This is a genomic window from Afipia clevelandensis ATCC 49720 (assembly GCF_000336555.1).
In the GTDB taxonomy this organism is placed as follows: Bacteria; Pseudomonadota; Alphaproteobacteria; order Rhizobiales; family Xanthobacteraceae; genus Afipia; species Afipia clevelandensis.
In genome coordinates, this window is sequence record NZ_KB375281.1 from 4,226,104 (window position 1) to 4,239,886 (window position 13,783).

12 protein-coding genes and 1 pseudogene are annotated in these 13,783 nt (G+C 60.1%); 8 read left to right on the plus strand and 5 right to left on the minus strand.

Translation table 11 applies throughout. The features are described from left to right. Nucleotides 1-391: 391 nt before the first annotated feature. Nucleotides 392-1,162 carry a S1 family peptidase gene (locus HMPREF9696_RS20195; protein WP_002714912.1) on the plus strand — a complete coding sequence of 257 codons (771 nt, stop codon included), beginning with the start codon at nt 392-394 and terminating at the stop codon, nt 1,160-1,162. Between the two features lie 742 nt (nt 1,163-1,904). Here HMPREF9696_RS20195 and tnpC read toward each other — a convergent pair. The 4 genes from tnpC to HMPREF9696_RS22090 form a co-directional block, all read right to left on the minus strand. Beyond that, nucleotides 1,905-3,446 carry an IS66 family transposase gene (gene tnpC / locus HMPREF9696_RS20200; RefSeq protein ID WP_002711355.1) on the minus strand — a complete coding sequence of 514 codons (1,542 nt, stop codon included), beginning with the start codon at nt 3,444-3,446 and terminating at the stop codon, nt 1,905-1,907. A gap of 72 nt (nt 3,447-3,518) precedes the next feature. Beyond that, nucleotides 3,519-3,878 carry an IS66 family insertion sequence element accessory protein TnpB gene (gene tnpB / locus HMPREF9696_RS20205; protein ID WP_002711356.1) on the minus strand — a complete coding sequence of 120 codons (360 nt, stop codon included), beginning with the start codon at nt 3,876-3,878 and terminating at the stop codon, nt 3,519-3,521. Continuing rightward, entirely contained in the window at nt 3,875-4,396 is a 522-nt protein-coding gene (gene tnpA / locus HMPREF9696_RS20210; RefSeq protein WP_002711357.1) for an IS66 family insertion sequence element accessory protein TnpA, read from the minus strand. The genes tnpB and tnpA overlap by 4 nt, the downstream gene beginning before the upstream one ends. 398 nt (nt 4,397-4,794) lie before the next feature. Beyond that, on the minus strand, nt 4,795-4,980 hold the full coding sequence (locus HMPREF9696_RS22090) for a toprim domain-containing protein (protein WP_002714915.1): 186 nt from the start codon (nt 4,978-4,980) through the stop codon (nt 4,795-4,797). 85 nt (nt 4,981-5,065) lie between these two features. Here HMPREF9696_RS22090 and HMPREF9696_RS20220 point away from each other — a divergent pair. Beyond that, nucleotides 5,066-5,374, plus strand: a pseudogene (locus HMPREF9696_RS20220) (short-chain fatty acyl-CoA regulator family protein); the annotation flags it as partial. Between the two features lie 48 nt (nt 5,375-5,422). On the opposite strand, the gene HMPREF9696_RS20225 reads toward HMPREF9696_RS20220, so the two are convergent. Then, nucleotides 5,423-6,553: a substrate-binding domain-containing protein gene (locus HMPREF9696_RS20225; protein WP_245259247.1), complete on the minus strand. Its 1,131-nt coding sequence runs from the start codon at nt 6,551-6,553 to the stop codon at nt 5,423-5,425. Between the two features lie 199 nt (nt 6,554-6,752). Between HMPREF9696_RS20225 and HMPREF9696_RS20230 the strand changes: the two genes are divergently transcribed. From HMPREF9696_RS20230 to HMPREF9696_RS20255, 6 genes are all read left to right on the plus strand, one after another. After that, nucleotides 6,753-7,646 carry a LysR family transcriptional regulator gene (locus tag HMPREF9696_RS20230; protein ID WP_002714918.1) on the plus strand — a complete coding sequence of 298 codons (894 nt, stop codon included), beginning with the start codon at nt 6,753-6,755 and terminating at the stop codon, nt 7,644-7,646. A gap of 190 nt (nt 7,647-7,836) precedes the next feature. Further along, on the plus strand, nt 7,837-8,313 hold the full coding sequence (locus HMPREF9696_RS20235; RefSeq protein WP_002714919.1) for a formate dehydrogenase subunit gamma: 477 nt from the start codon (nt 7,837-7,839) through the stop codon (nt 8,311-8,313). After that, nucleotides 8,310-9,863: a formate dehydrogenase beta subunit gene (locus HMPREF9696_RS20240; RefSeq protein WP_002714920.1), complete on the plus strand. Its 1,554-nt coding sequence runs from the start codon at nt 8,310-8,312 to the stop codon at nt 9,861-9,863. The genes HMPREF9696_RS20235 and HMPREF9696_RS20240 overlap by 4 nt, the downstream gene beginning before the upstream one ends. A gap of 9 nt (nt 9,864-9,872) precedes the next feature. Further along, a complete protein-coding gene (gene fdhF / locus HMPREF9696_RS20245) occupies nt 9,873-12,743 on the plus strand; it encodes a formate dehydrogenase subunit alpha (protein ID WP_002714921.1) in 2,871 nt (956 codons plus the stop codon). Further along, on the plus strand, nt 12,744-13,568 hold the full coding sequence (gene fdhD / locus HMPREF9696_RS20250; RefSeq protein WP_002714922.1) for a formate dehydrogenase accessory sulfurtransferase FdhD: 825 nt from the start codon (nt 12,744-12,746) through the stop codon (nt 13,566-13,568). Continuing rightward, on the plus strand, nt 13,555-13,779 hold the full coding sequence (locus HMPREF9696_RS20255; RefSeq protein WP_002714923.1) for a formate dehydrogenase subunit delta: 225 nt from the start codon (nt 13,555-13,557) through the stop codon (nt 13,777-13,779). Before fdhD ends, HMPREF9696_RS20255 begins: the two co-directional genes overlap by 14 nt. The last annotated feature ends 4 nt before the right edge of the window (nt 13,780-13,783 follow it).

Here is a 13,783-nt window from a genome sequence, read left to right on the forward strand (position 1 = left end):
TTGATGGCCGATACAAAGTTCCGCGCAATACTCATACGCATTGGAGTTTCAGACGCTCCACGCCTGCTTATGCAAAAGTCTGCGCCAAATAAAGACCGAAAGTCCGCTTTCGGCGACCCCTCGCTTGAGTTTGTAATTGCCTGGTCTTTCTTTAAGCCGCTGTTTGAACAGCCGCCCGTAGCCGAATATCTTAGTAAAAGGCAGCCGGAGTTTGTTATGCGAATGAAGGATGCTTTTATCTCCCTCGTCCTGGATGGCCCTTTTCCGTTAACAGAGGCGATTGGCCGGCCTGCTAGGTCGGTCATTCCTTCTCAGCGTGCGAGAGTACGGAGAGCAGGCTTTTCAACCAAATCTGGTTGACAGCGACCCTGCCTGGGACCATCTCTTGCCCATGCATTTTATAGCGTCTCGCTCAATCGCCGGTGCGATCAGCTTGTTTTTGCTTGTCCCACAGGCCTACGCTATCACCGGCAGCCGCTCCGCGCCTAGCAGCAGCGTCGCGCAATCTATCGTCACGGTGGTTGCTGCGGGCGGCGGTGTCTGCACCGGTGCGATGATCGCGCCCAATATCATCCTAACAGCTGCGCACTGTATCGCTCCGAGCGCTGCCAATCGCGCAATCGACTACTCATCAAAGCCGCCTGCGCTGATCGCGCCGAAGCAGGTTGCTATTCATCCGAATTACAATGCCAAATCCATCGGTGCCCATCGTGCAACTGCAGATGTAGCTCTGCTGCGTCTCTCCGCGCCGATGCCCGGCAAGTCCATCGCGCCTGTTGGCGTGCCGCGCGTTCCTTTCACGCCGGTTTCCCGCTTCACGGTTGTCGGCATCGGATCGACAGTCGCAGGCAGCGATGCTGGTGTCGGCACTGTTCGCGCCGCCCCGCTCGCCGTCACTGGCCAGCCTGGCACATTGCAGGTGCGGCTGGTGGATCCGCAAACCCAGAACAAAAGCGCGGGCATGGGTGCCTGCACCGGAGACTCGGGCGCGCCCGCGTTTGAGGATCAAGATGGTCGCAGCGTCATCACCGGCGTGGTGAGCTGGTCCACGGCTGCGAACAATTCGGTCGGCTGCGGCGGCCTCACCGGCGTTACACCCTTGACGTTATATATAGACTGGATCGTGAAGACGGCCCGAAGCTGGGGCGCTGAGATTCGATAACCGCGGAGCTTTAACCGAAGGGTTATTCGCTGCGGCTTGTCCAATGATGTTATTTTCAGATGTATGCGAGAACCACGATGCGCGCCTCGTTCATACCGATCATCAAGCACATCGCAGTCGTCGGGCTCTCGATTATACTCATGTCTGCAGCACAGGCGCAGCAAAACGAGCGAAGAAGGCCCCACTTACGTCTGAAAGGAGCGGCTCAGTATCAGCCTCTCAAGCCGGCTCGTCCACAACGCTCTGCCTGTTCCGAGTTCGGGCCCGGCTTCGTACGAATGCCAGGCTCGGACAGCTGCATCCGCTTTGGCGGCGGCGTTGGCATTGGCGTCGGCGCGGTGCCATAGGCGCTTGCCGCTTGCCAGTTCAGTGGTGATGGGTGCGATGCCGTTTCTTCTTGCGCGGGTGAGTCGGCTGCGGTCGCACCGGAGGCTGAACCTCCAGCCGATAACGCCTACGCGATTCTTCGAGCGCTCTCTGATAGCCCGGCGAATTCATGATGCTAGGTGCGGCGCCGCGCGCGAAGGCCGATGTGTTGGCCGATGCCGCACAAACGGTTGCGAAAAGGGAGATGACGATTCCAATCCTCAGGAAACGCTGCATACGCTCCGACTCCTCAGCAACGAAGGGCAATGTAAGGGCTACAATAGGCCGATGCGTGAATGGTTCCCAGCCCCCGACGTGCCGTTAGGTTCGCGAGGTATCTGATCCGCGCGTAAGCGTCAATTCCTTACACGTGGGCTTAGTGGAGGGTGTTGGAAGGCCGCCAATTCCAGGGCAGGATTTCGTCGAGCCGGTTCATCGGATACCCGTTGGACATGCGCTCGAGCACATCCTTGAGATAGGCGAATGGCTCGACATTGTTGAGCTTGGCGGTGGTGATGAGCGAGCAGACCGTCGCCCAGCGTGCTGCGCCGCCATCGGATCCGGCAAACAGATGGTTCTTGCGGCCGAGGGTAACGGGACGGATCGCGCGTTCGACCGTGTTGGTGTCGAGTTCAATGCGGCCGTCGTCGAGGAAGCAGCAAAGCGCGTCCCAGCGGCTCAAGGCGTAGCGGATGGCATCGGCGAGGCCGCCGCGGGGTGGGAGTCGAGCGAGCTGCTGGTCGAGCCAGGCCTTCAGCGCAGCAACCAGTGGTCTGGTCGCTGATTGGCGCATGGTCTGCCGCGCAGCGGCGGTTTGGCCGCGGATGGATGTCTCGATCGCATACAGTTCAGCGATGCGTCGCAGCGCCTCGGCTGCGACCGGCGACGCGGTCGCCTGTTGCACCTCGTAGAACTTTCTCCTGGCGTGAGCCCAGCAGCCGGCGAGTTCGATGCGGCCACCTTCGCGGAGCCGATCGAAGCCGGGGTATCCGTCAACCTGCACGACGCCACTGAACGCCGCCAGATGCGAGGCGGGACGCTCCGCCTTCCGATCGGGGCTGTAAAGATAGAGAGCGGCCGGCGGATCAGGTCCATTCCAGGGCCGGTCATCGCGAGCGTACACCCACAGTCGGCCTGTCTTGGTGCGCCCACGGCCAGGATCGAGCACCGGGATCGGCGTGTCGTCAGCGAACAGCTTTTGCGAGTTGAAGACGTGCTCGGCGAGCCTTGCCTGCAATGGCTCCAGCCACCAGCAGGCGCCGCCGACCCAGTTCGCCAGGGTCGAACGATCCAACTCGACACCCTGCCGGGCAAAGATCTGGCTCTGTCGATACAGGGGAAGATGATCGCAGTATTTGGAGACAATCACGTGAGCCAGAAGAGCCGCCGTCGCGAGGCCCTTGGCGATCGGGCGCTCCGGAGCCGGTGCCTGGTGGATGGTCCCGCAGGCCCGGCAGCCGTAGCGCGGCCGGCAAATGCGAATGACCCGCAGCCGTGCTGGTACGTGGTCGAGCATCTCGCTCGTGGTCTCGCCGATCAGATGGAGATTGCCCCCACAGCAACGGCAGGTCTGATGATCGAGGTCGAGCCGAACATCTTCGCGCTCAAGATGGGAGGGCAGGCTCGCCCGCTCGCCCTGTGTCTTCGTCGTCTTGCCCTGGGCGGGCGATGGCGGAAGCCTGGCTTCCGTCCGTGCAAGATCGACATTGAGATCCTCCAAACTGAGCCGCAGCTGATCGTCATCAAGCTGCTCGGCCCGCCGGCCGAACTGGCTACGCTGGAGCTTCTTGATGATGAGGTTGAGCCGTTTGATCTCGGCCTGCGCTTCGCTGAGGCTGGTGCGCTCTGCGGCAAGCGAGCGCACCAGCTTCTGCAGTGTCCCCACATCGTTCGGCAGAGCGGCGAGATCGATCTCCATGACGAGGAAGATTAACCGACTCGCGCCGCTCTCGCCGCACTGATTGTCTCATCGAGTCAATCAGCCGCAGCGTCAGCCCGCGATTGCCGGACGCCATCGTTGCTCCGGCGCGCGCCAGTCGACGCCTTCGATCAGTAGCGACAACTGGGCCGAGGTCAGCGACAGCGTCTCGTCCACCTTCATGCTCGGCGGCCACAGGAACATGCCTTGCTCGAGCCTCTTGGTGAAGAGACAAAAGCCGGTGCCGTCCCAGTAGATAATCTTGATCAGGTTGGCCCGGGTGCGTCCACGGAACACGAACAAGTGGCCCGTGAACGGATCCTGGTGCAGCACGCCCTGCACCAGCATGGCGAGGCCGTCGATGCCCTTCCTCATGTCGATGAAGCCTAGGGCCAGATGGACCTTCACATTTGGCGGGAGCATGGTCGTCATGACAGCGCCTCCATATCGGCAGATGCCGGGCGGGACAGCGGGTCATCGCTAATCCGCACGGTGACAAACGCCGGCGCTGCCAGATCTTGCTTCCATCGGCGCAGAACGCGACGATCGATGCCATAGCGACGCGCCACATTGGCGCTCGCCCCTGGTCGCGCGGCCTCTGCCAGGATCGAGGCCTTGTCTGCCTCGCTGAACCGGCGGCGATGCCCCTCGCGTGGCCGCGGAACAATGGGCGTTCTGACCGCGAGGAGGGATAAGTCCCCCGGACTTAAAGGCGGACCAACGGGGGGACTTAGGGGAGGACTTAAGGGGCGCCGCCGGTAGAGCAACTTGCGTTGCAACGGCTCCGGTTCGGCTTTGAACTTCTGGCGCCAGTTCTCGAATGCCTTCTGTGGCAGATTATGAAACTCGCAATATTGCCGCTGATTCAAGTCGCTACGCTTCCACGCCTCATGGTGTGCCCGCCAGAAGTCCTCGCCCTGACGTCTCCACACCCGCTTGTCGTTCGACATCTCGCTCTCCTCATCTACAAATCGAGAGCGAGAACAGATCGCGTCCGCAATAGCCTATTCAAGCGTGTCAGAATTCAGCGCTTACATCCGCGCCAATTTTTCTTGATCTGAAGAGGACGTTTCCCTGATGGCGGCGCCAAAATTCCCTGATCGCAGAATAGGGAATTCTTCCAAATCGGCCAAATTTTAGCGGAGAAAGCATAAATGAAGGCTCGTTCGCATCGAAAAATCGACTAATTCCCTGAAAAATTCCCTGTTTGCAGGGAATTCTCGCGGAGACGAGTGCGATCAGCACTGTGTCGCCAGCCAGACAGGCGGCCAGCATGGCGATGCCGGATTCGGGCGGGCACCGCACGGGAGAAGCCTTCAACGAGGGGGCGCTTCCGCGATTTCGGGTATCATGAGGTGAGGTCTGATGCTGCGCCCGACCGCCAGTTCGATGGTTCGAAAATCCAGGTCCCGTCCGGATCGATGTCGGACCAGTGGAAGATCGGCGTACCGGCCGGTACGGCATCGGCGAGAACGCGCAGCGCCTGCTGCGTTGCCAGCGACGGGTAGCCGCCGACGTATACGGTTGCGCCCATGCGCGCGGGGTCGGCTTCTATGATGTGCCTGCTAAAGCTCGCGAAGTTCTCGATCGCGGGAAGGTAGGCCGGTAGCTCGCGGAAACGGATGCCGGACGAGCGGACTTATCTGTGGATCGCGCGCACGGTGTCGCATGGGCAGGGCGGCTATGGCGCACCGACGAAAACGTTCGCGGTGGCGCTGGGGTGCGACGTGCGCCAAGCCGAACGCATCGTGTATTCGCAAGGCTTGAACATCGATCCGGCGGTGGCGACGCCGATCGGCATGGGTTGCAAGGTCTGCGAACGGCTGGATTGTCCGCAGCGCGCATTTCCGCCGATTGGCCGCGAACTCAACATTGATGAGTCGCGCTCGCATTTCGCGCCTTATGCGACCTCTGCGCCAAACACGTAATGACGCGTTATGGAATGTGATGTCGGAGTAGCTCCTATCTGCTTAGGGCTATTGCTTAGTAACTAAATTATCAAGTTCGATAATCGTCCCGGATCTAGAAACGTCGTAACCGGAGAGCGTGGCGGAAATATTGCGAAACGCCTTTGATTTCAGGACCGCCACGATGCCCTGAACATCTTTTCGCTCAAGTGCGTCGCGCTTAAATAGAAGATAATAGTCTTCAGCGAAGAGCGGGACGAAGCCGATATTCAGCTTTCGTGCGACAGTTTCGATGCCCAGCCCGACATCGGCGACGCCGCTTGCCACCGCTGATGCAATAGCGGCATGGGTGTATTCTTCGTTGCTGTATCCGTTTATTTTCCTCTTATCGAGACCCTCTCGCTCCAGCAACAGATCCAGCGCGATTTGAGTTCCAGATCCGCGCTGACGATTGATGAAGCGGGATTTCGTCTTGATGATGTCGGAGATGCTTCGGATGTTTAGCGGATTGCCGCGCGCAACGATCAAGCCTTGCGTCCGTCGTACGAAGTGAACGAGAACCTGTGAACGTGGCCGCAACCAGGGCTTGAACTCGCGCAGTACGTTCTGCCCGAGTTCTCCCTCGGGAAAATGAAAGCCGGCTATGTCGCAATGCGATTTGCAGAGCGCGGCAATGCCGCCAAGGCTGCCGGCAATTTGAATGTCCAATTTGGGGCCTGTGCGCGTCTGAAGCAGATTGCGAAATTCCATCAGCAGCAAATCGTGGCTTGCGATCATCCGCACCGCGTCCGCTGGAGCAGTCAGGAGCGGTGCGATTTTCTGATCAATGTCACGAACTGCTTTCGCCAGATGCGGAGCCATTTTGTCCCGCACGTGTCCGTGGGCTTGCAGCAGACTTTCACCCAGTGCGGTGAGCGACGTTCCTTTGCCGCGTTCCTTGAGAACGAGTGGCTGGCCGAGCGCATCCGACCATGATGTGATCAGTCCCCACGCCTGCCGATAGTGCAGCCCCACCTTCGCCGCCGCGTCGGTAAGCTTTCGGGTCCGTCTGATGGCCTCAAGCAGCGCGAACAGTTGCGGATCAACCTGAATGTTCGGTTGCCGCCCGTTGGTCCAGACCAGATCAAGGGTGAATGCAGGTAAAGTTTCCTTCATATGTAATTTTAAGCATATTTGCGATCCAGCGAACATGGTGTTCATTCCTGTCGATAGGACCCCTCTTTTTTGGGGGCTGTATCGACGGCTGCGTGGCCATAGGATGAGAAACGCATATTCCCGCGCCGGTCGTCATTTTCAGGAAATTCGAGCAGGCAAAGAACGTGTTCACTCGGGAAAGCCAATCAACTCAGGTCGAACTGCATAACCCTGGCGGCGATGCTGTCTTGCCGGGTGGCCGTTCTTGATCGACAAGCTTGAACTCCTGCTTGCGCTGGCAAAAGAACGGCACTTTGGGCGGGCGGCCGAAGCCTGCGGCGTCACGCAGCCGACAATGTCCACAAGCCTGAAGCAGCTCGAGGAAATTCTCGGAGTTATGCTGGTGCAGCGCGGCTCGCGGTTTGTTGGGTTCACGCCGGAAGGCGAGCGAGCGCTCGATTGGGCGCGGCGCATCGTCGGCGACACGCGTGCAATGAAGCAGGAAATCAATTCGCTCAAGGACGGTTTGACCGGAGAAATCCGGATTGCCGCGATTCCGACCGTGCTCGGCATGGTTGCGTCGCTCACCACACCGTTCAGGGCGCGGCATCCCAATGTGCGTTTCCGTATTGTGTCCTGCACGTCCTCCGACGTGCTGGGCCTTTTGGAGAACCTGGAGGTCGATGCTGGCCTGACTTACATTGAGAACGAGCCGGTGGGGAAGGTGCGCACCACGCCGCTCTACCGTGAGAGCTATCGCTTGCTGACGTCGCCGGATGGCATGTTTGGCGATCGCGATCAGGTGACGTGGAAGGACGTTGGACAGGTGCCGCTCTGTCTGCTGACGCCTGATATGCAGAATCGCCGGATTATCGATCGCGCCCTGCGCGAGGCCGGAACCGAAGCGACGCCAACGCTGACGTCGAATTCGATCATCGTTCTCTACACGCATGTGAAGACCGGCCGCTGGTCGAGCGTGATGCCGGCAAAACTTGCTGAAACACTGGGCCTGTCGGATGCGGTTCGGATTATTCCGATTGTCGATCCGCTCGTGACCTACAGTATCGGGCTTGTGACATCGCCGCGCGACCCAATGACGCCCCTTATCGCGGAACTCGTGCAGATCGCGCGGGACGTTGCTCCGACGCTTGAATCCTAGTTCCGATTTTCTCTGTTTCGCTGCGCCGGTGCTCGCAACAGATTCCCGCGCATCGATGGCATCTCCGAATTAGTCCATTCCTAATTCCTATCGATGCTCATTCCGTATCGCAGCATGAGACAGCTTTATTGATCTTTAGAGGGATTCTCATTCTCCTAAGCGCTCGCGATGTGCGCGATCGAGAGTAGCTATGCCGTCAGCATACGAAGCTTGGAATGCCGAGAGGGGCGCGGAGATAATCGCCGCCCATAAGGATCTTGAAGGTCCAACGATTGTCATCCTGCATGCGATTCAGGAGGCCTTCGGTTACGTGCCAGAGCCGGTAATTCCGATGATTGCCGACGCGCTCAATCTCTCGCGGGCGGAAGTCCACGGCGTCTTCACATTCTACCATGATTTTCGTCACAAGCCTGCCGGGAGGCATGTGCTGAAGCTCTGTCGCGCCGAAGCCTGCCAGGCTGCCGGCGGTGATGCACTCGCGGCGCATGCGGAGAGAAAACTTGGTGTAGCCATCGGAAACACGACCGCCGATGGTCGCGTGACACTGGAGCCGATTTATTGTCTCGGCCTTTGTGCGACTGCGCCGTCTGCAATGCTCGATGGCCGTGTTGTCGGACGGTTAGACACCAAGCGCCTTGATGCTCTGGTTTCGGAGGCGCAGCGATGACCTTGCGCTTTTACGTATCGCGTGATGCAGGCGCGGTTGCCGTTGGTGCGGACGAGGTTGCGCTCGCGCTTGAAACTCTGGCTGCAGATCGCAACGTCGCCGTTGAGATTGTTAGGACCGGATCGCGCGGACTCTACTGGCTGGAGCCGATGATCGAAGTCGCAACTGCGCGAGGCCGGATCGCTTTCGGACCGGTTACCGTCGAAGACGTTGCGTCGGTGCTCGAAGCGGCATCATCCGATGGCTCTCATGCCCTGCGGCTCGGTATCACGGACGAGATCCCGTGGCTGAAGCGGCAGACGCGTTTGACCTTTGCACGCTGCGGCGTCATCGATCCGCGCTCGGTCGAGGATTATCGCGCGCATGACGGCTACAAGGGCCTTGATCGCGCGCTGACGCTGGGCTCGGATGGCATTCTCGCCGATGTGAAGACCTCCGGCCTGCGTGGGCGTGGGGGCGCGGGCTTTCCGACCGCGGTCAAGTGGACGACCGTCGCGCAGACGACTGCCGACCAGAAATACATCGTCTGTAACGCAGACGAGGGCGACAGCGGCACCTTTGCCGATCGCATGATCATGGAAGGCGATCCGTTCGTCGTCATTGAGGGCATGACCATTGCCGGCGTCGCGGTCGGTGCCACCCGTGGCTACATCTATATCCGTTCCGAATATCCGCACGCGGTCGAGGCCATGAACGCCGCGATTGTTGCCGCGCGCAAGGCCGGCTATCTCGGCAAATCGGTCGGCGGTTCGAAGTATGCGTTCGACGTGGAAGTCCGCGTCGGCGCGGGCGCCTATGTCTGCGGCGAGGAAACCTCGCTGCTCGAAAGCCTCGAAGGGCGCCGCGGTCTTGTTCGCGCCAAGCCGCCGTTGCCTGCGCATCACGGCCTGTTCGGCAAGCCGACCGTCATCAACAACGTGCTGTCGTTCGCTGCTATTCCGTTTATCCTGAATGGTGGCGCGCAGGCTTACGCCGATTTCGGCATGGGCCGCTCACGCGGCACGATGCCGATTCAGCTCGCGGGCAACATCAAGAACGGCGGACTGTTCGAGGTGGCGTTCGGCATCACGCTTGGCGAACTGATTGACGACGTCGGTGGCGGCACCGCCAGCGGGCGGCCGGTTCGCGCGGTGCAGGTCGGTGGCCCGCTCGGTGCGTATTTTCCGCGCGCGCTGTTCGACACGCCGTTCGATTACGAAGCCTTTGCGGCGCGAGACGGCCTGATCGGCCACGGCGGCATCGTGGTATTCGACGACACCGTCGACATGTCGAAGCAGGCGCGCTTTGCGATGGAATTCTGCGCCATCGAGTCCTGCGGCAAGTGCACACCATGCCGTATCGGCTCGACGCGTGGCGTCGAGACCATCGACAAAATTCGGGCGGGCGATAAAGGCGCGGCGAACATCGCTGTGCTGGAAGATCTCTGCCACACCATGAAGTTCGGTTCGCTTTGTGCGCTCGGCGGGTTCACGCCATATCCGGTGATGAGTGCGCTGAAGCATTTCCCCGAAGATTTTGGCGCGACACCGCGCTTGCAAGCCGCTGAATAAGGACACGCCATGTCGCTCATTCATGAAACCGACTACGGAACGCCGCTTTCCAAGTCCGAGAAGATGGTGACGCTAACCATCGATGGGCAGAATGTGACGGTGCCGGAAGGCACTTCGATCATGCGGGCTGCGATGGAAATGGGGACGCAGATTCCGAAGCTTTGCGCGACCGATATGGTCAACGCCTTCGGTTCCTGCCGCATGTGCCTCGTTGAAGTGGAAGGACGTGCGGGCACCCCGGCGTCCTGCACCACGCCGGTGATGAACGGGCTCGTCGTTCACACCCAGACAGAGCGCGTGAAGAAGATTCGCAAGGGCGTGATGGAGCTTTATATCTCTGACCATCCGCTCGACTGTTTGACCTGTGCCGCGAACGGCGACTGCGAATTGCAGGACATGGCCGGCGCAGTCGGCTTGCGCGATGTTCGCTATGGCTATGAGGGCGAGAACCATGTCTTCGCCAAGAGCGGCGCCAACGAAAACTGGATGCCGAAGGACGAGTCGAATCCGTATTTCACCTACGATCCGTCGAAGTGTATCGTCTGCTCGCGTTGCGTGCGCGCTTGCGAGGAAGTGCAGGGCACCTTCGCGCTGACGATCTCGGGCCGTGGCTTCGACAGCCGCGTGTCGCCCGGCATGAGCGAAAGCTTCCTCGGCTCAGAATGCGTGTCGTGCGGCGCCTGCGTGCAAGCCTGCCCCACCGCGACCTTGACCGAGAAGTCTGTGATCGAGATCGGTCAGCCGGAGCATTCGGTGGTGACCACCTGCGCCTATTGCGGCGTCGGCTGCGCCTTCAAGGCCGAGATGCGCGGCGAGGAAGTCGTACGCATGGTGCCGTACAAGGACGGCAAGGCCAATCGCGGCCATTCTTGCGTCAAGGGCCGCTTTGCGTGGGGCTATACCACCCACAAGGAACGCATCCTCAAGCCGATGATCCGGAGCAAGATCACCGATCCATGGCGCGAAGTGTCATGGGATGACGCCATCAATCACGCGGCATCGGAATTCAAGCGCATCCAGACCAAGTATGGCCGCGACTCCATCGGCGGCATCACGTCCTCGCGCTGCACAAACGAAGAAACCTACCTGGTCCAGAAGCTGATCCGTGCGGGATTCGGCAACAACAATGTCGATACCTGCGCCCGCGTCTGCCATTCACCGACCGGTTATGGCCTGTCACAGACTTTCGGCACGTCGGCCGGTACGCAGGATTTCGACTCGGTCGAACAAACCGATGTCGTCATCATCATTGGCGCTAATCCGGCTTCGGCGCATCCTGTTTTCGCCTCGCGTCTCAAGAAGCGTATCCGCGAAGGCGCGAAGATGATCGTGATTGATCCGCGCGTTACCGAGATGGTGAAGTCTCCGCACGCCGAAGCCGAGTATCATCTGCCGTTGATGCCCGGCACCAACGTCGCGGTTCTCACCGCACTGGCGCACGTCATCGTCACCGAGGGCCTTGCCGACGAGGCCTTCGTCCGTGAGCGTTGCGACTGGACCGAATTCGAGGAGTGGGCGGCGTTCGTTGCGCTCCCGAAGAACAGCCCGGAGGCAACCGCTATCGCCACCGGCGTCGATCCGAAGGAATTGCGGGCCGCTGCGCGTCTCTTTGCCACCGGCGGCAACGGCGCGATCTACTACGGTCTCGGCGTCACCGAGCATAGCCAAGGCTCGACCACTGTCATGGCCATTGCCAACCTCGCGATGGCAACCGGTAATCTCGGACGTCCGGGTGTCGGTGTAAATCCGCTGCGCGGCCAGAACAACGTGCAGGGCGCTTGCGACATGGGTTCGTTCCCGCACGAACTGCCAGGCTACCGGCATATCTCGGGCGACGCGGTTCGCGAGCAGTTTGAGAGCATGTGGAACGTCAAGCTCAACAGCGAACCGGGCCTGCGCATTCCCAACATGTTCGATGCCGCCATCGAAGGCACGTTCATGGGCATATACTGCCAGGGCGAGGACATCCTGCAATCCGATCCGAACACCAAGCATGTCGTCGCCGCGCTGTCGTCGATGGAATGTGTCGTGGTCCACGACCTGTTCCTGAACGAGACCGCGAACTATGCGCATGTCTTCCTGCCGGGATCGACCTTCCTCGAAAAGGACGGCACCTTTACCAATGCCGAGCGCCGCATCCAGCGCGTGCGCAAGGTAATGTCGCCGCTCAACGGGTTTGGGGATTGGGAAATTACCCAGAAACTCGCCAATGCGATGGGCTACGCGATGAACTACGAACATCCGTCCCAGATCATGGACGAGATCGCGTCGCTGACACCGACGTTTACCGGCGTCTCCTATGCGAAGCTCGAGCAAATGGGTTCGGTGCAGTGGCCTTGCAATGAAAAGGCACCTGAAGGCACGCCGATCATGCATATCGATCACTTCGTGCGCGGGAAGGGCAAGTTCGTCATCACCGAATACATCGCCACCGACGAACGCACTGGACCACGGTTCCCGTTGCTGCTGACTACGGGCCGCATCCTGAGCCAATACAACGTGGGGGCGCAGACACGCCGCACCGATAATGTGATCTGGCATTCGGAAGATCGACTTGAGATGCATCCGCACGACGCCGAGCAACGCGGCGTTCGCGACGGCGATTGGGTCCGGCTCGCGAGCCGGGCGGGCGAGACTACCTTGCGTGCATTGATCACCGATCGCGTTGCGCCCGGTGTCGTCTACACCACGTTCCATCATCCGGACACGCAGGCAAATGTCATCACCACGGATTTCTCCGACTGGGCGACGAACTGTCCGGAGTATAAGGTCACGGCCGTGCAGATTTCTCCTTCCAACGGGCCGAGCGATTGGCAAAAGGAATATGATGAGCAGGCGCGCAACTCGCGCCGGATCGCACCGATGGAGGCAGCGGAGTAGTTGGCAAAGCCACCGGCCATAAGCACAGAGCGGTACGTCTGGCGCGAAAACGGATTCAGCGAGGGTTCTCGCTCGATTCCGGAGGAGACGGCTGTTGCCCTGACCTACAACGGCGGAACCTACGCGGTGATGATGGCGACGCCCCAGGATCTGGAGGACTTTGCCGTTGGCTTCAGCCTTGATGAAGGCGTTGTGCGATCTCACTCGGAGATCGAATCCCTTGAGGTGCTGCCGCTGGACGACGGGATCGAACTGCGGATGTGGCTTTCGCAGACCAACGCCGATCGTCTGAGCGAACGTCGGCGGCATATTGCCGGCCCGACCGGCTGTGGGCTATGCGGGATCGACTCGATTGTGGAAGCGCTGCGTCCTGCGACTATTGTCGGGATTGGGCGAAATTTCTCTCCGGCGCAGATTATGATCGCCATGCAGAGCCTGCCGCCACTTCAGAAACTCAACATCGAGACACGCGCAGTCCATGCCGCGGCATTCTGGAGCCCGGAGAAGGGCGTCGTTGCCTTGCGCGAGGATGTTGGGCGTCACAACGCGCTCGACAAGCTGGCCGGAGCGCTGGCGCGTTCAGCGGCCGAGACGGCGAGCGGCATGGTACTTCTGACCAGCCGTGTATCGGTCGAAATGGTTCAAAAGACGTCTTCCATTGGTGCATCGGTGATGGTGTCGGTTTCGGCTCCGACGGCGCTGGCGGTGAAGATGGCCGAGAAAGCCAACATCACACTCGCAGCCATCGCTCGTGACGACGGTTTTGAAGTGTTCACACATCCGCATCGAATCTTACCCGGAGGGGCAATTCATGTCGTCGCCTGACCGGCTTGTCTATATGGCCAACCAGATCGGCAAGTTCTTTACAAGCCAGGGCGCCGGAAAGGCGGTCCCGGGCATCGCCGAACACATCAAGAAATTCTGGGATCCTCGAATGCGTTCCGCGATCCTCGCGCATCTCGAGAAAGGCGGAGCCGGACTGGATCCGGACGTAAAGGAGGCGATCACGAGTTTGAGAAAAGCAGGAGCGCAATAAACAG